Origin of the sequence: Aeromonas veronii (genome assembly GCA_041319085.1) — a bacterium.
Classification (GTDB): domain Bacteria; phylum Pseudomonadota; class Gammaproteobacteria; order Enterobacterales; family Aeromonadaceae; genus Aeromonas; species Aeromonas veronii_F.
In genome coordinates this window covers 702,464-719,412 of sequence record CP101033.1, presented here as the reverse complement: position 1 = coordinate 719,412, position 16,949 = coordinate 702,464, and the positions used below count along the sequence as shown (strand labels likewise).

Here is a 16,949-nt window from a genome sequence, read left to right as displayed (position 1 = left end):
AGTAGGCGTTAGCGTTATGGGCTATTAGCGTTGCGCGATTATAAACCAGAGCAGCTCCAGTTCTTTGATTTCACGACGATATCACGCGTTCAGGGTAAAGGGTCAAACAACACCAGCGTATGAGGCGCCACCCGGATGCGGGCCCGCATCCCCTCAAGAGGCTCGCCAATGCTCGCTTCCAGCTGCAGATCGCCACACTCGAACAGCACCCGGCAGTGATGGCCGAGGAACTGCTGCTCCACCACCTTGAGCTCCCCCTCAGCGGCGCTCTCCAGCAGCAGTTGCTGGGGTCTGAGCATCAGCTGCAACTGCTCGCCCACCGCCCGACCATGGGGTTCGCTGCCACAGATAACCCCGAGCACCGTCTGCACGCAGTGGCTGTCCACCACCTCGGCGGCCAGATAGTTGACCCCGCCGAGAAACTCCGCCACGAAGCGGTTTTGCGGGCGGCGATAGAGCTGCTCCGGCTGACCCACCTGCTCGATGTGGCCAGCGCGAAACAGCGCCAGCCGATCGGCGAAGGCGAAGGCCTCCTCCTTGCTGTGGCTGACGAAGATGGCGCCGATCCCTTGTTGCTTGAGCAGGGCGCGGATCTCGAGAATCAGCTTCATCCGCACCTGGGTATCGATGTTTGAGAAGGGCTCATCCAGCAGCATCAGCCGCGGCTTGCACACCAGCGCCCGGGCGATGGCCACCCGCTGCTGCTGACCACCGGAGAGCTGGTGCGGATAGCGATCCCCCAGCCCCTGCAGATTGACCAGCGCCAGCGCCTCGTCCACCTGCTGCTGGCGGGCGCGGCGATCGAGTTTGGTCAGACCAAAGCCGACGTTGTCAGCCACCGTCAGGTGGGGGAAGAGGGCGTAATCCTGAAAGATCATGCCGATGTTGCGCACCTCGGGCGACACGCTGGCGCCGGGCCCGTCGAGCAGAGTATCGCCTAGGCGGATCGAGCCCTCTGCCAGCGGCAGCAGGCCGGCGATGGCCTTGAGCAGCGTGGTTTTGCCGCAGCCGCTTGCTCCCAGCAGGCAGACGATCTCGTTGTCTGCCACCGTCAGGGAGAGCTGTTCCAGCACATTGCGGCCGTTGTAACGGCAGCTGACATTTTCAACCTGCAAACAGGACAAGGCTGACTTCCTCTCGTTTCTGGCGGCGCACTGCCTTTTTCAGCACACCGCATGCAATTTCATTGGCCGACGTGGCGACTCAGTGGCCCGGAGTGTCCAGAGTGCGGTTGACCCAGATCAGCGGCAACAGCCCCACCAGCACGATGACGATGGCCCCCAGCGCGCCGCGCTCCAGCATCTCGTCCGAGACAAACTGGTAGACGTGGGTCGCCAAAGTATCGAAGTTGAACGGCCGCAGCAGCAGGGCGGCGGGCAGCTCCTTCATGGATTCGATGAACACCAGCATGGCGCCGGCAAACAGACCGCGGCGCACCAGCGGCAGATGGACCCGCCGCAGCATGGCCCCATCCCCCTGCCCCAGAGAGCGGGCCGCCATGTCGAGGCTGGGGGAGATCTTGCCCATGCTGCTCTCCACCGAGCCGATGGCGATGGCCACGAAGCGCACCAGATAGCCGAACACGATGGCGGTGATGGTGCCGGTCAGCAGCAGCCCCGGCCCCTGACGCCCCAACCACTCGGCCAGATCGTTGATGGCAAAATCGAGGGCGGTGAGCGGCACCAGCACCCCGATGGCGAGCACGGTGCCCGGCATGGCGTAACCCATGGCGGCGATGCGCAGCGGCAGCAGACTCTTGATCCCGCCATCGAGGCGGCGGAAGAAGCCGAGCAGCAGGGCGATGCCCATGGCCAGCAAGGCGGTCAGCGCCGAAATGAGCAGACTGTTACCCGCAAAGCGGACAAACTCCGACGTCCACGACAACTCGAAGTAGCGCACCCCGTAGTCCAGCAGAATGACGAACGGCAGGCCGAAACCGGCCAGCACCAGCCCCCAGCACCAGAGACCGGCCAGAGCGCGGCTAATCCCCCTGAGCGGATAGCGCAGCGGCTGTTCGTGGCCCATCGACTTCTGGAACACCTGCTGCCGACTGCGAGAGCGCCGCTCCAGCGCGATCAGCAACACCACCGCCAGCAGCATCAGGCAGGAGAGCTTGGCCGCGGTGGCCAGACTGCCGTAACCGAGCCAGGTGTCGTAGACCGCAGTAGTCAGGGTGTTGATGGCAAAGAAGTGGACGGTGGCAAAGTCAGCCAATGTCTCCATCGCCACCAGCGATACCGCTACCATGATGGCGGGGCGCGCCAGCGGCAGACTGAGACGGCGAAAGCTCTGCCACGGGGTACAGCCGAGCAGGCGGCTGGAGTGAATAAGACTGACCGATTGCTCCAGAAAAGAGGCGCGGGTCAGCAGATAGACGTAGGGGAACAGCACCAGCGCCAGCACCCAGGCGGCGCCGCCGAGGGAGCGAATGGCCGGAAACCAGTAATCGGCCGGACTGTTCCAACCAAAGAGTGCCCGCAACCCGGCCTGTAGCGGGCCCGAGTAGTCGAGCAGATCGGTATAGACGTAGGCGACAATGTAGGAAGGCATGGCCATCGGCAGCATCAGCGCCCATTGCAGGGCGCGCCGCCCCGGCACCTGACACATGGCCACCAGCCAGGCGGTGGGTACGCCAAACAGCAGGCTGAGCAGCACCACACCGACCACCAGCCCCAGAGTATTGCCGAGATAATCGAGCAGCACAGTATCGGCAAGGTGGCGAAACAGATCCCCCTCAGCCGAGAAGGCAGAGAAAAGCAGGGCAATCACCGGTAAACCCAGCAGCAGGGCGATGGCCCAGCTGCCAGTAATCCATCCAAAATTTTTCATGAGACCACAGAGGTTGATGGGGCCGTTGGCCCCATCTGATTACAAGTCGAACTTCACTTCATCCAGCAACTGCAAGGCGTCCTTGCGGTGCTTGGCGTAATCGCTGACCGGTAGTGCGTCAGACTTGAAACTGCCCCAGGACTTGACCATGGCGGAAGGCTCGACCCCGGCCTTGACCGGATATTCGGCATTCACGTCCGCATACATGTGCTGGGCGGTGTCGCCAGCCAGAAACTCCATCAGCTTCTGGGCCTCGGCCTTGTTCTTGGCATACTTGGTCATGGCCACGCCACTCACGTTGACGTGGGCACCGCGGTCAGCCTGGTTCGGGAAGTTGATATAGACCGCATCCGCCCAGGACTTCTGCGCAGGATCTTTCAACATGGCGCCCAGATAGTAGCTGTTGCCGAGCGACACGTCACAGATACCATCCTTGATCGCCTTGACCTGATCCCGGTCGTTGCCCTGCGGCTTGCGCGCCAGGTTGGCCTTGACCCCTTCCAGCCAGGTTTTGGTCTCGGCCATGCCGTGATGGGCGATCATGGAGGAGACCAGCGCCACATTGTACTCATGCTTGCCGCTGCGGGTGCAGATTTTCCCTTTGAATTCCGGTTTGGCCAGATCTTCGTAGCTGATGGTGTCGAGCTTGCCGAGGCGATCCTTGCTGGAGTAGATGGCGCGAACCCGGGTGGTCAGGGCGAACCAGCGATTTTCCGGATCACGATAGATGGCGGGGATGTTCTCCTGCAGGATCTTGCTCTCTACCGGCTGCACCAGCGCCTTGTCCACCAGATCGGTCAGACGGCTGATATCAACAGTCAGCATCAGATCGGCCGGAGAGAGCTTGCCTTCACGCTCCAGACGCTCGTTCAGCCCCTCTTTGGCGAACACCACGTTCACCTTGATGCCCGATTCCTTCTCGAACTGCTGGATGATGGGCTTGATCAGCTCATCCTGCCGGTTGGAGTAGACATTCACTTCCCCGGCCGCCAATGCCGACTGAGCAGCCAACGCAGAGAAAGCCAGTGCCAACATCTTCATTTTCATCATCCATTCCTTGATTTGCTATACAGAGTGATAACGATTGCCGTTTGCATTCTGCATGCATCTTATGCGCGGATCAAGAAAGCTCGTCGTCGCTACATCACATATTTAATCGCCCATAAATGAAAAGGGCCGGATGGAATCCCATTCGGCCGCTTCTGAGCAAAACGTTATGTTAATTAGGCTTCAATTAGCGCTCACCCATAGGGATTCCCCGAGGGCGGGAGGTCAGCAGATCTGCACGTCACGGATGCAATTCATCACAGCGCCTCATCGTCACTCTCGCCGGTGCGGATACGCACCGCTTGCAGCAAGTCGTAGACAAAAATCTTGCCGTCGCCGATCTTGCCGGTATAGGCCGCCTTGCAGATCGCCTCGATCACCCCTTCCACGTTATCATCGGCGGTAGCAATCTCCAGCTTCACCTTGGGCAGGAAGTCGACCTGATACTCGGCTCCCCGGTATAATTCGGTGTGTCCCTTCTGGCGGCCAAATCCTTTGACCTCGGACACGGTCAGCCCTTCCACCCCCAAGTTGGCAATCGCCTCGCGGACATCGTCCAGCTTGAACGGTTTGATAATCGCAGTAATCAGCTTCATCTGGTTGCTCCCAATCCATGGTGTGTCATGAATCGGGTTTCAATTCTTATGCCAAGTATTTTTATTGTTTTATTTCATATAGATAGAGTTTAATGCCTGCGCCATTCGCCAGGTACATCCCCATAACCGGCCAGCACGCCCCATAATGAGGCACCATGCTGCAGCGGTCAGCGGGTATGCACCAAACAAGAGCAAAACAGCATGTTAGTTATCTCCGAAAGCGTTACGATTCCCTGGCATGAGCTGCAATTTCAGACCATGCGGGCACAGGGCAACGGTGGCCAGCACGTCAACAAGACCGACTCCGCCGTCTGGTTGCGCTTCGATTACCGCAACTCTCCCAGCCTGACGCCCCTCTACAAGGAGGGTCTCGACAAGCTGAGCGACAGCCGGGTTCACGATGGCTTTATCCTGATCCGGGTCGAGAGCCATCGCAGCCAGGACATGAACCGCAAGGAGGCGATGAGCCGTCTGGTGGAGTTGCTGAAGAAAGCAGCCTGGCGCCCCAAGGCTCGCCATGCCACCAAGCCGACCCGCAGCGCCCAGCGCAAACGGGTCGATGCCAAAAAGCGCAAGGGGGATATCAAATCCGCCCGCGGCAAACCGGTGCTGGACTGAACCAACCCCCAGCCCCCAAAGGATGTCAGCCGATGAGATACAGTTTTTGCGACAGCGCCCGCGGCCCCCTGCTGGTCGCCATCGATCAGGATGGCCTGCGCTATGTGGAGTTCGTACGAGGCGAGCAGCCGGTGACCCCGACCGACGAGTGGCAACGCGATGATCAGGCGCTGACCCCCTTTATCGAACAGTTCGATGCCTACTTCGCCGGTCGCCTGCGCCGCTTCGATCTGCCGCTCGCTGCCCAGGGCACCCCGTTCCAGCAAACGGTGTGGAACGCTTTGTGCGATATCCCCTATGGCGAGACCGTCAGCTACCTCGACATTGCCCAGGCTATCGGCAATCCCAAGGCGGTGCGGGCGGTAGGCGCCGCCAATGGCCGCAATCCGCTGAGCATCATAGTGCCATGCCATCGGGTGATCGGCCGCAGCGGCGATCTGACCGGCTATGCTGGCGGTATTCCCATCAAGCGCTGGTTGCTGGCTCTGGAACAGGCAGGCACGGCATTCGAGCTGGCCCCGTGACGCCATGACCGTCCCTGGAGAGGGACGGGACAATATCGCCACCAGAATGAAAAGGCTTTCAGCCAGTGCCAACGCTTTGCTGACAAGATGAACAGAAAATGAAGCATCGTCTCAGAACACCTTCAGATTGAACTTGGCATGATGGCTCCATACTTGAATGGTACGGCTCATTCGCTGATTCAAGTAGCACCCATGTGACGCTTCCAATCTGTTTTTTCCCCGCGCCTCCTCTGAGGCGCTTTTTTTGTGCCAACGCAACAAGCCAGCCCGTTGGTTGAATGGCCTGCGCACCACACGCTCTGCACCACCACACACTTCAGAGGCGAAGGGTTCCCCTCGCCTCAGCCAGATCGCAATCCTCGATTACCCGCAGGACATATTCCTGTCTGGCACCGATCTGAACCACAAAGCCTTGACAAGGCAATCGATGAACAATAAAAACGGCAATAAAAAAGCCGACGTATCAAACGTCGGCGAATAAAAAGTGCTTACAACAGAGGATTCACCTATTCAGACCCGCGGGTCGCAAGATTGGTTCCCTCTGTTTGTAATTAATTTTCGGCGCGTTTAAACATCAGGGTATTGGCGTCCGACTCTTCCGGCACAAAGTAGTAGCCCTCGGCGTTGAAACCGGTCAGCTGCTCCACCTCGGTCAGACGGTGCTTGATGATGTGGCGAGCCATCATGCCGCGCGCCTTCTTGGCGTAGAAGCTGATGATCTTGAACTGGCCGTTCTTCTCATCCTTGAACACCGGTGTGACAATCCGCCCTTTCAGGCTCTTGGGTCGTACCGACTTGAAATACTCGTCGGAGGCCAGATTGATCAGCACTTCATCCCCCTGCGCAGCCAGCGCGTCATTGAGATGGTGAGTGATCACCTCCCCCCAGAACTGGTAAAGATCCTTGCCGCGACTATTGTCGAGCTTGGTCCCCATCTCCAGCCGGTAGGGCATCATCAGGTCGAGGGGACGCAACACGCCATAGAGGCCGGAGAGCATCCGCAGGTGTGCCTGAGCGAAGTCAAAATCGGCCTCGCTAAAATCCTCCACCGCCAAACCGGTGTAGACATCCCCCTTGAAGGCCAGCAGCGCCTGACGGGCATTGGCGGGGGTGAAATCTGGCTGCCACTGCGCAAACCGGGCGGCATTGAGACCGGCCAGCTTGTCGCTGATCTTCATCAAAGTGGCGATCTGGTCCGGGCTCAGTTGGCGGGCCCGGCTAATCAGTTCGGCACAGTGATCCAGCAGCTCGGGTTGGGTGAAACGGGGTGTCACCAGCGGTGACTCGTAATCCAGCGTCTTGGCCGGGGAAACCACAATCAGCATAACGTTCCTTTATGGCGAGGGGCCGAACGGCAGATCGGCCCCATGATTCATTCATCCAGCGTCACATTCTCCAGTGTGCCGGATCCCAGCTGCTCGCGACCGGAAAGCTTGATCAGCAGCCGCAGGTCGTTGGCCGAGTCGGCATGGGCGAGGGCCTCACTGTAGCCAATCTGGCCGGCGCAGAACAGGCTGAACAGCGCCTGATCGAAGGTCTGCATGCCCAGTTCGGTGGATTTGGTCATCACCTCCTTGAGGCGGTGCATCTCACCTTTGCGGATGATGTCGGTGATCAGCGGGGTATTGAGCAGGATCTCGAATGCCGCACTACGCCGCAAACCATCGACACTCGGCACCAGTTGCTGGGCGACGATGGCTCTGAGGTTGAAGGAGAGATCGAACAGAAACTGGCGATGTTTCTCCTGCGGTACCAGATGGAGGATCCTATCCAGCGCCTGGTTGGCATTGTTGGCATGGAGAGTGGCGAGACAGAGATGGCCGGTCTCGGCGAACTGCAGGGCAAACTCCATGGTCTCCTGACTGCGGATCTCGCCGATCAGGATCACGTCCGGTGCCTGACGCAGCGAGCTTTTCAACGCCACATAGAACGACTCGGTGTCGATCCCCACCTCCCGCTGGGTCACCAGACTTCGACCATGCTGATGGACGAACTCCACCGGGTCTTCCACCGTCAGAATGTGGCCATCGGCATGCTGGTTGCGATAGCCGATCATCGCCGCCTGGGTGGTCGATTTACCCGCCCCGGTGGCGCCGACAAACAGCACCAGCCCACGCTTGGCCATCGCCACCTCCTGCAGGATCCGGGGTAGCTTCAGATCTTCAAAGGTGGGAATGCGGGTCTCGATCCGCCGCACCACCATACCGGGCAGCTCCTGCTGCCAGAAAGCGCTGACCCGAAAACGACCAAGTGCCTCGCGATAAATCGCGTAGTTGGCCTCCTTGGTGCGGATATAGCGCTCGAAGTGATTGCTGCTGAGGGTATCCCTGACCAGCGTCAGCGCCCCTTTCTTGTCGAGCGGCTCGCCCCCCAGCGACACCAGATGGCCGTTCACCTTGAGAATGGGCGGCGAGCCCACCGTCACAAACAGATCCGATCCCTTTCGCTCGACCAGTTGGCTTAACAGATCATCCAGATTCATCATTTATCCCTCCTTGGGTTCGCGTCGCTTAAACGCTGTTGGGGTCGACGGCCTTGGCCTTGGCATCGAGGGACGCCACCACGCCGCGGCTCACCAGCTGCTTGAGGCTCTGATCCATGGTCTGCATGCCGTGGGTCATCCCGGTCTGGATCACCGAGTAGAGTTGGGCAATCTTGTCCTCCCGGATAAGGTTACGCACCGCCGGAATGCCCATCATAATCTCGTGGGCCGCCACCCGACCGCCACCAATGCGCTTGAGCAGGGTCTGGGAGATGACCGCTCGCAGGGATTCGGAGAGCATGGAGCGCACCATGTCCTTCTCCGCACCGGGGAAGACGTCGATGATACGGTCGATGGTCTTGGCCGCTGACGAGGTGTGCAGGGTGCCAAACACCAGATGGCCGGTCTCTGCCGCCGTCATGGCCAGACGAATAGTCTCGAGGTCCCGCATCTCGCCCACCAGAATAATGTCCGGGTCTTCCCGCAGTGCCGAGCGCAGGGCGTTGCTGAAGCTCTTGGTATCGCGGTGCACTTCCCGCTGGTTCACCAGACAGCGCTTGTTCTCGTGAACGAATTCGATGGGATCTTCGATGGTGAGAATGTGGTGATGGAAGTTCTCGTTGATGTAGTTGACCATGGCCGCCAGGGTGGTCGATTTACCAGAACCGGTCGGGCCGGTCACCAGCACCAGACCCCGCGGGAACTCGGCGATCTTGCGAAAGATCTCTGGTGCATCGAGATCCTCGAGGCTCAAGACTGTACTGGGGATGGTACGAAATACCGCGCCGGAGCCGCGCGCCTGCTGGAAGGCGTTGACCCGGAAACGGGCCAGATTGGGCACCTCGAACGAGAAGTCGACCTCGAAGTTCTCCTCCAGCTCCTTGCGCTGATGGTCGTTCATGATGTCGTAAATGAGGGCATGCACTTCCCGGTGTTCCAGGGCAGGCAAATTGATCTTGCGCACCTCGCCATCAACCCTGATCATCGGGGGAACCCCGGCCGAGAGGTGTAGATCCGAGGCTTTATGCTTTACACTGAAAGCCAATAACTCTGTGATATCCATAGACTTGTCATTCTCCCATCACAAGATCACTAACGAAATATGAACCAGATTGCCCAGCACCTGTTTCAGGTAAAGGAACGTATTGCCCAGGCCGCCGAACGGGCGAGCCGCAACCTGCAGCAGATCCGCCTGCTGGCCGTGAGCAAGACCAAGCCAGTCGAGGCTGTCATGGCCGCCCATGCCGCAGGTCAGCGCTGCTTTGGCGAATCCTACGCCCAGGAAGCGGCGACCAAGATCGATACCTTGCGCCAGCAGCCGGAATATAGCGACATAGAGTGGCACTTTATCGGCCCTTTGCAATCGAACAAATCCAAACTGGTCGCCGAACGGTTTGACTGGGTGCAGAGCGTGGATCGGGACAAGTTGATCGACCGCCTCAACAACCAGCGTCCCGCCAGCATGGCACCGCTAAATGTTTGTCTGCAAATCAATATTAGCGGAGAGAGCAGTAAATCCGGAACGTCGGAACAAGAGATTTTCCGCCTTGCCGAGCAGGTCTCCCAAAGTGAGCGACTGGTGCTGCGGGGGCTGATGGCCATTCCCGAACACACCAGCGACGAGAGCGTACTGGCCGCCCAAATGACCCGTATGCAGACTCTGTTCACCGAGCTTGCGCGACAATACCCCACGGTGGATACCCTCTCGATGGGCATGACCGAAGATCTCGAACTGGCGATCGCCCACGGCAGCACCATGGTGCGGGTCGGCACCGCTATCTTCGGCGCCCGTGACTACTCATAGGCAGGCTGGTGGATAACCGATAGATCCGCCCCTTGCCGCGACTTCATCAACAGGAGCGTTTGATGGAACACCGAATTCTGGCGTCAGGTGGTGCAGGCAGCACCCACCTCACCGCGACCCCATGTGCTACAGGAGCATCTGATGCAGCATAGAACGCTGGCCTTTATCGGCGCGGGCAACATGAGCCGCAGCATCATTGCCGGACTGGTCAAGGCGGGTTATCCCGCCGGGCAGATCACTGCCGCCAACCCCAGTCTACCCAAGCTGGAGGCGCTGGCGAGCGAACATGGCATTCGCATCACCCAGAGTAATGCCGAGGCGGCCCGCGACGCCGAAGTTATCGTGCTGGCGGTCAAGCCGCAGCTGATGGCCGGCATGCTGGCAGCGCTGATTGAAGAGTTGGGCTCCCTTGAAGGCAAGCTGCTCATCTCCATCGCGGCCGGTATCAAGGTGGTGCGCCTTGGCGAGATGGCCGGTGGCCACGACCGCATCATCCGTACCATGCCCAATACCCCGGCCCTGCTGGGTCTGGGCATGACCGGTCTCTATGCACCCGAACATATTGCCGCCGCTGATCGCGAGTTTGCCGAGCAGATGATGCAGGCGGTCGGCAAGACCCTCTGGGTGGAGCAGGAGTCCGGCATCAACGGCGTCATCGCCGCAGCGGGCAGTGCTCCGGCCTACTTCTTCCTCTTTATGCAGGCCATCGCCGAAGAGGCAGAGGCGATGGGCTTCTCGCCCGAGCAGGCCCGCCTGCTGGTGCAGCAGACCGCGCTGGGCGCAGCCGCCATGGTGGAGCAGAACCCCGAGCTGGCGCTGCAGACCCTGCGTGAGCAGGTGACCAGCAAGGGCGGCACCACAGCCGAAGCCATCAAGACATTCCAGCAGCAGGGGCTGATGCCGCTGACTTCGCAAGCCATGCAGGCGGCCGTTGCTCGCGCCACCGAAATGGAAACTCTCTTCTAACAGGAGTCCAGATGAACACTGCTTACTTTCTGATTAACACCGTTTTCGATCTCTACCTGATGGTGATCCTGCTGCGCGTCTGGCTGCAGTGGGCCCGTGCCGACTTCTACAATCCGATGAGCCAGATGGTGGTCAAGCTGACCAATCCGCTGGTGATCCCGCTGCGCCGGGTGATACCGGGCTTTGGCGGCATCGATCTCGCCTCCGTGGTACTGGCACTGGCCATCGCCTTCGCCAAGCTGGCCCTGCTCAAGAGCATGAACGTGCTGCTGGCTGACTGGCTCAGCATCAGCCTTTTCGCGGCACTGACTGTGCTGAAAAAAGCAGGCTCGATGATCTTCTGGGTACTGCTGATCCGCGCCATCCTGAGCTGGGTCAGCCAGGGCCGCAACCCCATCGAATACGTGATGCATCAGCTGACCGAGCCATTCCTTGCCCCTATTCGCCGTGTACTGCCGGCACTGGGCGGGCTGGATCTCTCGGTACTGGTCGCCTTTATCGGCCTGCAAGCCATCAACTACCTGCTGGGTGACCTGTTCGGCCAGCTGTGGTGGATGATTTGATGCCAGCCGTCCTGCAACAGGGGGATGAACTGGTACTGCATCTGGTGATCCAGCCCAAGGCGAGTCGGGATCAGATCATCGGACTGCATGGCGAAGAGCTGAAAGTGGCCATCACGGCGCCGCCCGTCGATGGCCAGGCCAACAGCCATCTGATCAAGTTTCTGGCCAAGCAGTTCAAGGTGGCCAAGGGACAGGTCACCATAGTGCGGGGCGAGCTGGGACGGCACAAAACCGTCGCCATCGACAACCCCAAACAGTTGCCGCAAGAAGTGAGTGCACTGCTGAATGACGCGCAAGGCTGAATGAATCCACCTGCGCCAACCGTAGATATGAGAGGGATGACAGATGAAAACAGCCTGGATGAGTGGCCTGCTGGCACTGCTGATGACCCTGCCGCTCAAGGCAGAACAGATGAAGGAGCTGGGGCCCTGGCTGGTGCACTACAACGCCTTCAACTCCAGCTTCCTCACCCCAGAGGTCGCCAAGGCGTATGGGCTGGAGCGCAGCCGCTACAACGCCATCATCAATATCGCGGTACAGGACAAGCAGAAAGTGGCGCAAGCCGTGGGGATCACCGGCGAGGCCAAGAACCTGACCGGCACCATCCGCACCCTGAACTTTCAGGAGGTAAAAGAGGGCGATGCTATCTACTATCTGGCAACCCTCCCCTACCGCAACGAAGATACCTATCAGTTCACTCTGAAGATCATGGGCGGCGGGCAGCAACAGAACCTCACCTTCCAGCAGACCTTCTACGTCGACTGAGCACCAAAAAGAAGCCCCGACCTTGGTCGCAATGCTGATCAGTTAAGGATCCATTGACCGATCCTTCTGCTGTAGGACAATCCGGAACCAATCACTGGTTCCGGATTAATGTGATAGTCAGCCTGACTGAATCGCCCCTGTTTCTTTTCATCCGCGTATCTTTACCCACTTCAGGAGCCACTATGGATCTGATCGCACTCTCTCGGCTGGGGGGTCGCCATCTGGTCACCCTGCACCTGCTGCTCGACAACCAGAGCGTCACCCGCACCGCCGAGCGGCTCTGTACCACGCCTTCCACCGTCAGCAAGACCCTCAACCAGCTGCGGGATCTGCTGGGGGACCAACTGCTCTATCGTCAGGGTAACCAGCTGCTGCTCACCCCCATGGCCGAGCGACTGGCTCCCACCCTGCATCGGCTGCTGGGGGAGCTGAACGGCCTCACTCGCCAGAACGCCTTCAACCCGCAGCAGTGGCAGGGTAGCTTGCGGCTGGGATTACGCGAGAGCGTGATGACCTGGCCGGTGGGCCCCATTCTGGGCAAGCTGATGCAGGAGGTGCCGGGCATGGTGCCGGAGATCTGGAACAAGGATGAGCAGGGGCTCGAGGCGCTGGCGGCGGGCAAGCTCGACTTCGTGATCCTGCCCCATGACCAGAGTCAACCGTTGCCGCGCCAGCCCGGGCTGGTGTGGGAGACCCTGCGGGAAGAAAAACTGGTCTGCCTGCTGCGCAAAGATCATCCGGCGCTCGCCAAGCCCTGGGATCTCGATGCCTACCTGAGCTGGCGCCATATCGACATCCGGGATCAGGAGCTGGCCAACCCCTTCTTCGAGCAGAGCCTGGCCCAGCAGCAGGTGCGCCGCCAGATTGGCGCCACCCTGCCCGATTTTGCCAGCGCGGCGGCCCTGCTGCCCCAAACCGATCTGATCCTCACCGCCATCGGTGGCTGGGCGGCCTGCATGGCCAGTCAGCCGGATCTGGTGCTGCGTCCGGCACCGTTCGATTACGGCAAGGTGAGTCACAGTCTGGTCTGGTATGGCCCGGCCGGTGATGGTTCGGCCCGTCACTGGTTCCGTCAGCGGATCCTGCAACTGGGTCGCGAATTGATTGAGCCCTGAGCCGGGCGACAGCGAGCAGAGATGGATGTTTCGCCGCAGCGAAACATCAACGGCAATGAGAGATCAGGGACGTTTGGTATAGATGGGGCCGGGAAAGGAGGCGACGTTGCTGCCCAGATCCGTGATGCGGGCCGCCCCCTGCTTTTTCACCTGATCGATGCGCAGCACCTGATGCATGGGGATAAGGGTGTGGCGCACATCGGCAAATTCGCTCTTGAGCTTCTCGTGACTGGGATCGACGATAAGCGCCGTGTGGTTGTCCCAGACAAAGTCGGCAATCTCGATAAAACCGAACAGCTGGCCCTGATTGACTTCGCGCACATACACTTCGTAGCGCTCGTTGTGGCAAATAAACTGAACCCGATATAACGCCTTGCTTTCACTCATGATTATCTGTCATTGAGGGGGAAGAAGATGGCCATTATTCTAGCCGCCGTTCTCGCCCCCTCCAATAGACAGAAATCACAGTTGCGGCCTTTCCATGCCGTTCCTCACACCATGACGGTCACCGGATGACGCAGCCACTCAGCCCAGCAAGGCTGGCAGTGAGACCGGCCCCAATCCCGCGGCGCGCAAGCGACTGGCCAGCTGTTCCAGTTCGGTTTGACTAGCCTGCGGCCATTGCACCGCCTCCCCCCGCACCCCGTGGTGGCGAAAGCCGTTGAGGCGAATGGGCACAGGCCCAAGCCGCTGCAGGAAGGCGGCGAGATCCGCGTCCAGCTCACCACTCGCATCCAGAAAATCGCTCTTGCCCGGCACATGGAGCAGCCGCAGTTCGGTCAGCTTGCCGTGGCGTGCCAGCAGTTGCAGCGACCCCAGCACCCGCTCGCGACCATAGCCGGTCAGGGTGTGATGCACCGAGTCACGCCACCCCTTGAGATCGAGCATGGCGCCGTCGAGCACCGGCAATAGCCGCTGCCAGCCGGTTTCAGCCAGCGAGCCGTTGCTGTCGAGCAGGCAAGTGAGATGGGCCAGATCCGGCGCCCCCTTGATTGCACCAAACAGTGCAACCACAAAGGGAAGCTGGGTGGTCGCCTCACCGCCGGAGACGGTAATCCCGCTCAGCAGTGGGCCGTAGCGGCGCAGCAGGGCCAACACGTCGGCCACCGTCATGGTGGCGGTCTTGGGATTGGCACTGCGGGGGCAGACATCCAGACAGGCGTCGCAATCGGTGCAGAGCGCCGCCTGCCAATGAACCTTGCCTTCGCTCATGGAGAGGGCGCTACTCGGGCAGACCGCAAGGCAGTCGCCACAATCGTCGCATAACCCTATGGTGTGCGGGTTGTGGCAGCCGGGGCAACGAAAGTTGCACCCTTGCAGAAACAGCACCAGCCGATTGCCCGGCCCGTCGACACAGGAGAACGGCAGCACTCTGCTCACCAGGGCGCTGCGTGTTGGCAAAACATCCGCCATCGGTGCGAACTCAATACTCGCCGATGGTCGATTCGTGAGCGACCACTCGCGGTGCCCGCTGACGAATGGCGGTCACTTCACTCGCCTCGGCACCGAGACAGGTGGTCTGCAACCGCGACCCCTCCTCTGCGAAGCGGGCCACGTCGCTCTTGCGGATCATGTAGCCGGTCACCCGCACCAGATCGCTGTCGGCTACGTTGGCGGTGAACTCGCGCATACCGATGGCGAGCGCCCCCTTGCAGAGCTGCAGCAGTGCCTGCGGGTTTTGACGGATGGTGGGATCCAGGGTCAGGATCTCGCTGATCCCCGAGTGGTAATAGCTATGGTGCGGTGCCAGTGCCAACACATGGCTGGCGGGATCCGGTTCCTGCCCGTAGGGGATGCGCACCCCGGGGGTGACAGCCACATCGATGCTGAGGCCACCCTGTGAGTGCAGCAGCGCGCGACCACCCCAGGCGTGTGTCTGCGGGGTGCTGGTCACAAAGGCAGAAAGCTGGGCCGAGATGCGATAGCCAAGCTGGTTCGCCTCCTCGCCGTGGCCGTAGCGATCCGGCAGATTCTCTTTATCCATCAGGATATTGACCGCTTCCGCCATGCCGTAGATACCGAACATGGGGACGAAACGATCCTCATCCAGCAGCCCCTCTTTCACCAGGAAGCTGTCGAAGAAACCGGACTCATCATGGAGGAAAGCGGCACGCGCCTCGATCAGCCGGGAGGCCAGACGGCAGTAGTGGGGCAGCAGGCAGCCGAGGAAATCATCTATACCCTGAGCCTGCTCGGCGACCCGCTTGAGGGAGATACGCACCAGGGTATTGGCACCACCGGCCTGCGGCAGGGCGTTGTAGCAGCTGACGATGCCAAAACCGCGGGCGTCGAAGGTGTCGCGGTGGATCGGATAGTTGGCGATGTGCGGCTTGCTGCACTCGGCGATGTTCTTCACCGCCTGCAGCAGCAGGCTGTCCGGGGTCTGCTCGGGATCGTGGAAGAAGGTGAGGTTCGGCGCCACCTGCTTGAGCTCGTTGTCGATGCGCAGGATCAGGCGGCAGATGCGGTTGTCATCCGGCCCGATGTTGACGTGCATGAAGGCGTCCGGCAGCACCCGATCCAGATAGACCCAGAACCCCTTCAGCTTGCGATAGAGGGTCTCGTCATCCAGATCCCTGACAAACGGCAGCAACAGATGGTCGAGCCGCCCCAGCCAGACCGGCATGCCGGTGACGGAGGGGACATGGTGATAGAGGATGCGCAGGGCGTTGAGCGCCTCGTCGAAATCCTGTGGCGCTGCCAGCTCCAGCCAGGCAGAGCCCTGACTCAGGAATTTTTCATAGTCCGGCAGCACATAGCGCGGCTTGTAGGGGGCGTGCCCTTCGAACATGTCGCAGATAAATCCCTGCTCCATCGCCTCGGCGACTGCGGCAGGCAGGTCGGGGTAGGGCAACTCATTCTCAGCGGCCAGCGCCAGTGCATGGCTCTTCTGGGCGGCGGAGAGATGGGGATCGCGCACGATGCGCTGACAGGTTTCGGTCAAAGACATGGGACACTCCTTCACGGACAGAGCTCATATCCTCACCTTTTGCAGGCTTTTTTTGAAGTGACATTCACAACAATGCGAATGTCTCAAAAAGACATCCGCGAGAGAGGATCACACCCCAAACAGAACGGGTGCCTTGTCTGCCGACAAGGCACCCGCTGCGTGGATCAGGGCTCGATGACGATGGGCGTACCCGGGTCAATGGCATCCCACACCTCATCCAGCTCGTGATTGAGCATGGCGATGCAGCCGTTGGTCCAGTTGGAGGGCTGAACCCTGCGGTTGCCAATGCTGTTGCGCTGGCCGTGGATCATGATCATGCCACCCGGATGAACGCCCAGCTCATTGGCGCGCTTGATGTCATCCAGGTTCGGATAGTTGATATGGATGGCTTTGTAGTAGCCGGAATTGGTCTTCTTGTAGTCGAGGGTGTAGCGCCCTTCCGGCGTACGCTGATCCCCTTCCTGCTGCTTGTGCCCCTTGGGCGCCGGGCCCAGAGCAATCCAGTAGCGCTTCAGTTCTTTGCCATCCTTCATCAGGGTCAGGCTATAGGTCGACTTCTTGACCACCACCAAATCGGCTTTTTCGGTAAAGGCAAAACTCAATGCGGGCCAAAGCCCCAACAAACACAGTAATACGGCTCTCATTCCATCCCTCGACAAGCCTCTGATGCGGGCTTTTCTTGTTACCAGA

General features: G+C 60.1%; 19 protein-coding genes. 8 read left to right on the top strand and 11 right to left on the bottom strand.

Annotated features, from left to right (window positions below; translation table 11 throughout):
• Window positions 1–89: 89 nt before the first annotated feature.
• The 4 genes from NMD14_03725 to glnK form a co-directional block, all read right to left on the bottom strand.
• Window positions 90–1,124, bottom strand: coding sequence for an ABC transporter ATP-binding protein (locus tag NMD14_03725; protein XEI33552.1), 1,035 nt, complete (start codon window positions 1,122–1,124; stop codon window positions 90–92).
• A 79-nt stretch (window positions 1,125–1,203) separates the two neighbouring features.
• On the bottom strand, window positions 1,204–2,829 hold the full coding sequence (locus NMD14_03720) for an iron ABC transporter permease (protein ID XEI33551.1): 1,626 nt from the start codon (window positions 2,827–2,829) through the stop codon (window positions 1,204–1,206).
• A 39-nt stretch (window positions 2,830–2,868) separates the two neighbouring features.
• Window positions 2,869–3,876 carry a Fe(3+) ABC transporter substrate-binding protein gene (locus NMD14_03715; protein ID XEI33550.1) on the bottom strand — a complete coding sequence of 336 codons (1,008 nt, stop codon included), beginning with the start codon at window positions 3,874–3,876 and terminating at the stop codon, window positions 2,869–2,871.
• Window positions 3,877–4,133: 257 nt separating this feature from the next.
• Window positions 4,134–4,472: a P-II family nitrogen regulator gene (gene glnK, locus NMD14_03710; GenBank protein ID XEI33549.1), complete on the bottom strand. Its 339-nt coding sequence runs from the start codon at window positions 4,470–4,472 to the stop codon at window positions 4,134–4,136.
• Between the two features lie 201 nt (window positions 4,473–4,673).
• Between glnK and arfB the strand changes: the two genes are divergently transcribed.
• A complete protein-coding gene (gene arfB / locus NMD14_03705; protein ID XEI33548.1) occupies window positions 4,674–5,090 on the top strand; it encodes an aminoacyl-tRNA hydrolase in 417 nt (138 codons plus the stop codon).
• A 32-nt stretch (window positions 5,091–5,122) separates the two neighbouring features.
• Entirely contained in the window at window positions 5,123–5,614 is a 492-nt protein-coding gene (locus NMD14_03700) for a methylated-DNA--[protein]-cysteine S-methyltransferase (protein ID XEI33547.1), read from the top strand.
• A 551-nt stretch (window positions 5,615–6,165) separates the two neighbouring features.
• Here the strand turns inward: NMD14_03700 and yaaA are convergent.
• The 3 genes from yaaA to tapT are packed head-to-tail and all read right to left on the bottom strand — an operon-like array spanning window position 6,166 to window position 9,159.
• Window positions 6,166–6,939 carry a peroxide stress protein YaaA gene (gene yaaA, locus NMD14_03695; GenBank protein XEI33546.1) on the bottom strand — a complete coding sequence of 258 codons (774 nt, stop codon included), beginning with the start codon at window positions 6,937–6,939 and terminating at the stop codon, window positions 6,166–6,168.
• A 47-nt stretch (window positions 6,940–6,986) separates the two neighbouring features.
• The gene (gene tapU, locus NMD14_03690; GenBank protein XEI34707.1) at window positions 6,987–8,096 is read right to left on the bottom strand and encodes a type IVa pilus ATPase TapU; all 1,110 of its coding nucleotides are present in this window, start codon (window positions 8,094–8,096) and stop codon (window positions 6,987–6,989) included.
• Window positions 8,097–8,124: 28 nt separating this feature from the next.
• Window positions 8,125–9,159, bottom strand: coding sequence for a type IVa pilus ATPase TapT (gene tapT / locus NMD14_03685; GenBank protein XEI33545.1), 1,035 nt, complete (start codon window positions 9,157–9,159; stop codon window positions 8,125–8,127).
• Window positions 9,160–9,198: 39 nt separating this feature from the next.
• Between tapT and NMD14_03680 the strand changes: the two genes are divergently transcribed.
• The 6 genes from NMD14_03680 to NMD14_03655 all read left to right on the top strand — a co-directional run bounded on the left by NMD14_03680 (window position 9,199) and on the right by NMD14_03655 (window position 13,309).
• Window positions 9,199–9,900 (top strand): YggS family pyridoxal phosphate-dependent enzyme, encoded by a 702-nt coding sequence (locus tag NMD14_03680; protein XEI33544.1) that lies wholly within the window; start codon window positions 9,199–9,201, stop codon window positions 9,898–9,900.
• A 141-nt stretch (window positions 9,901–10,041) separates the two neighbouring features.
• The gene (gene proC, locus NMD14_03675) at window positions 10,042–10,866 is read left to right on the top strand and encodes a pyrroline-5-carboxylate reductase (GenBank protein XEI33543.1); all 825 of its coding nucleotides are present in this window, start codon (window positions 10,042–10,044) and stop codon (window positions 10,864–10,866) included.
• An 11-nt stretch (window positions 10,867–10,877) separates the two neighbouring features.
• Complete coding sequence (locus tag NMD14_03670) at window positions 10,878–11,429, top strand: YggT family protein (protein ID XEI33542.1); 552 nt, start codon at window positions 10,878–10,880, stop codon at window positions 11,427–11,429.
• Window positions 11,429–11,731, top strand: a complete 303-nt coding sequence (gene yggU / locus NMD14_03665; protein XEI33541.1) for a DUF167 family protein YggU — start codon at window positions 11,429–11,431, stop codon at window positions 11,729–11,731. The genes NMD14_03670 and yggU overlap by 1 nt, the downstream gene beginning before the upstream one ends.
• Window positions 11,732–11,774: 43 nt before the next feature.
• Window positions 11,775–12,194: a DUF4426 domain-containing protein gene (locus tag NMD14_03660; protein XEI33540.1), complete on the top strand. Its 420-nt coding sequence runs from the start codon at window positions 11,775–11,777 to the stop codon at window positions 12,192–12,194.
• 182 nt (window positions 12,195–12,376) lie between these two features.
• Window positions 12,377–13,309: a LysR family transcriptional regulator gene (locus NMD14_03655; GenBank protein ID XEI33539.1), complete on the top strand. Its 933-nt coding sequence runs from the start codon at window positions 12,377–12,379 to the stop codon at window positions 13,307–13,309.
• Between the two features lie 63 nt (window positions 13,310–13,372).
• Here the strand turns inward: NMD14_03655 and NMD14_03650 are convergent, their stop codons facing one another.
• The 4 genes from NMD14_03650 to NMD14_03635 form a co-directional block, all read right to left on the bottom strand.
• Window positions 13,373–13,696, bottom strand: coding sequence for a DUF1820 family protein (locus tag NMD14_03650; protein ID XEI33538.1), 324 nt, complete (start codon window positions 13,694–13,696; stop codon window positions 13,373–13,375).
• A 138-nt stretch (window positions 13,697–13,834) separates the two neighbouring features.
• Window positions 13,835–14,722: a YjjW family glycine radical enzyme activase gene (locus NMD14_03645; GenBank protein ID XEI33537.1), complete on the bottom strand. Its 888-nt coding sequence runs from the start codon at window positions 14,720–14,722 to the stop codon at window positions 13,835–13,837.
• A gap of 10 nt (window positions 14,723–14,732) precedes the next feature.
• Complete coding sequence (locus NMD14_03640) at window positions 14,733–16,259, bottom strand: YjjI family glycine radical enzyme (GenBank protein ID XEI33536.1); 1,527 nt, start codon at window positions 16,257–16,259, stop codon at window positions 14,733–14,735.
• Window positions 16,260–16,423: 164 nt separating this feature from the next.
• Complete coding sequence (locus tag NMD14_03635) at window positions 16,424–16,903, bottom strand: L,D-transpeptidase family protein (GenBank protein ID XEI33535.1); 480 nt, start codon at window positions 16,901–16,903, stop codon at window positions 16,424–16,426.
• Window positions 16,904–16,949 lie beyond the last annotated feature (46 nt).

What these genes read in the sequence shown, in the direction of transcription:
- NMD14_03720 (XEI33551.1), bottom strand. Translation starts at nt 2,829, where the DNA reads ATGAAAAATTTTGGATGGATTACTGGCAGCTGGGCCATCGCCCTGCTG.
- NMD14_03715 (XEI33550.1), bottom strand. Translation starts at nt 3,876, where the DNA reads ATGAAAATGAAGATGTTGGCACTGGCTTTCTCTGCGTTGGCTGCTCAG.
- glnK (XEI33549.1), bottom strand. Translation starts at nt 4,472, where the DNA reads ATGAAGCTGATTACTGCGATTATCAAACCGTTCAAGCTGGACGATGTC.
- arfB (XEI33548.1), top strand. Translation starts at nt 4,674, where the DNA reads ATGTTAGTTATCTCCGAAAGCGTTACGATTCCCTGGCATGAGCTGCAA.
- NMD14_03700 (XEI33547.1), top strand. Translation starts at nt 5,123, where the DNA reads ATGAGATACAGTTTTTGCGACAGCGCCCGCGGCCCCCTGCTGGTCGCC.
- yaaA (XEI33546.1), bottom strand. Translation starts at nt 6,939, where the DNA reads ATGCTGATTGTGGTTTCCCCGGCCAAGACGCTGGATTACGAGTCACCG.
- tapU (XEI34707.1), bottom strand. Translation starts at nt 8,096, where the DNA reads ATGAATCTGGATGATCTGTTAAGCCAACTGGTCGAGCGAAAGGGATCG.
- tapT (XEI33545.1), bottom strand. Translation starts at nt 9,159, where the DNA reads ATGGATATCACAGAGTTATTGGCTTTCAGTGTAAAGCATAAAGCCTCG.
- NMD14_03680 (XEI33544.1), top strand. Translation starts at nt 9,199, where the DNA reads ATGAACCAGATTGCCCAGCACCTGTTTCAGGTAAAGGAACGTATTGCC.
- proC (XEI33543.1), top strand. Translation starts at nt 10,042, where the DNA reads ATGCAGCATAGAACGCTGGCCTTTATCGGCGCGGGCAACATGAGCCGC.
- NMD14_03670 (XEI33542.1), top strand. Translation starts at nt 10,878, where the DNA reads ATGAACACTGCTTACTTTCTGATTAACACCGTTTTCGATCTCTACCTG.
- yggU (XEI33541.1), top strand. Translation starts at nt 11,429, where the DNA reads ATGCCAGCCGTCCTGCAACAGGGGGATGAACTGGTACTGCATCTGGTG.
- NMD14_03660 (XEI33540.1), top strand. Translation starts at nt 11,775, where the DNA reads ATGAAAACAGCCTGGATGAGTGGCCTGCTGGCACTGCTGATGACCCTG.
- NMD14_03655 (XEI33539.1), top strand. Translation starts at nt 12,377, where the DNA reads ATGGATCTGATCGCACTCTCTCGGCTGGGGGGTCGCCATCTGGTCACC.
- NMD14_03650 (XEI33538.1), bottom strand. Translation starts at nt 13,696, where the DNA reads ATGAGTGAAAGCAAGGCGTTATATCGGGTTCAGTTTATTTGCCACAAC.
- NMD14_03645 (XEI33537.1), bottom strand. Translation starts at nt 14,722, where the DNA reads ATGGCGGATGTTTTGCCAACACGCAGCGCCCTGGTGAGCAGAGTGCTG.
- NMD14_03640 (XEI33536.1), bottom strand. Translation starts at nt 16,259, where the DNA reads ATGTCTTTGACCGAAACCTGTCAGCGCATCGTGCGCGATCCCCATCTC.
- NMD14_03635 (XEI33535.1), bottom strand. Translation starts at nt 16,903, where the DNA reads ATGAGAGCCGTATTACTGTGTTTGTTGGGGCTTTGGCCCGCATTGAGT.